Below are 1,121 nucleotides of genomic sequence, written 5' to 3' on the forward strand. Positions count from 1 at the left end.
CTTAGCGCCTGAATTTTCTATTTCATTCAGGAATTCTTGTAAAATTTCTTCATCTTCTAGTTTCCACGGATCTTCTTTAGAATAATGGATTTGGATGGGGAGATTTGATGGCCACCCCTCATAGCCAAACATTTTAACTGGCATTCCACCATGTAACAATATGGTTCCAACTGTCTCTGGAATTTTTAGCGAAAGCCACTCTGCTAAATTACAACCATTTGAAAAACCAATAAAGATAACCGGTTTCTTACCATTCTTCTTGTGTTCTTCCTCGAACATCGCATAGGCTTTCTTTTCTAAACCATCTTCTCCAAATGTTCCGAAAAAAGCCATAGCTGTTTTATAATCATCAAATTTCTTTCCTTCATACAAATCAGGAATGATAACATCAAAACCTTCTTTTTTTATAACCTCTGACAAATTTAATTCAGACCCTCTTATTCCAAGTACTGAATGATAGATAAAAACAATTGGCTTCATATAATCCTCCTAGTTAAACTGAATTTACCGATTTATATTTCTATAATGATATTAGAATAATAACAAGACCCATCAGACTTAATCTCATATTATTCACCGTAATTAAAGTCTGATTTCACATTATTAACATGTATTTTCTAAAGTATATCAAATAACTATTCTATTTACAATTCCTTCAATTCTAATATACTACAGTACAGATAAATTAGTAATTTTCAAGTTATTATATAGTTAGAAGGATATTATAGGTTCTGTTGCGAAGTTTTTTAAAGTGTTTTTTTGTAGATGGTAGTATTGGCAGAGTCTTTTTTTACATATTTTACTGCTCGAATACTTCCTTCATTGACTTCTTTTAGAAATTGTTTTCCTATTGATAGGCGTACTCCTTTAGGAATAGTTTCCCAATTTACAGATAATAAAGTTTTTAGTGAAAAGTTTGTGTCAGGTGGAAGTTTTTCAATTAGTCCAGTTATTTCGTTAAACCAATGAGAAAATTCGTGGTTTGGAAATTCTTTTTTAATCAGATATTGCTGGATAGAGAAGCTTCCTGCTTTTTTTAGCAAGGTTTCATACTGCAAATCAGTTAGGGTTAATTGGATATTCTTTGACATTTTAATTATGTCCTTTCATTTATATTCATA

At 30.7% G+C, this 1,121-nt stretch carries 2 protein-coding genes; both read right to left on the reverse strand.

Going from position 1 to position 1,121, the window contains the following annotated elements:
- The coding region (locus tag AB0M22_RS45710; RefSeq protein ID WP_364740345.1) for a dienelactone hydrolase family protein at window positions 1-480 on the reverse strand (480 nt) is incomplete at its 3' end.
- A gap of 266 nt (window positions 481-746) precedes the next feature.
- A complete protein-coding gene (locus AB0M22_RS45715) occupies window positions 747-1,091 on the reverse strand; it encodes a DUF1413 domain-containing protein (protein ID WP_349221525.1) in 345 nt (114 codons plus the stop codon).
- Between the last annotated feature and the right edge of the window lie 30 nt (window positions 1,092-1,121).

This window comes from Nocardia sp. NPDC051756, assembly GCF_040681495.1.
Taxonomy (GTDB): Bacteria; Actinomycetota; Actinomycetes; order Mycobacteriales; family Mycobacteriaceae; genus Nocardia.

Bases quoted from the DNA above. Each gene is read 5' to 3' on its own strand.
- AB0M22_RS45715 (WP_349221525.1), bottom strand. From the start codon at position 1,091: ATGTCAAAGAATATCCAATTAACCCTAACTGATTTGCAGTATGAAACC.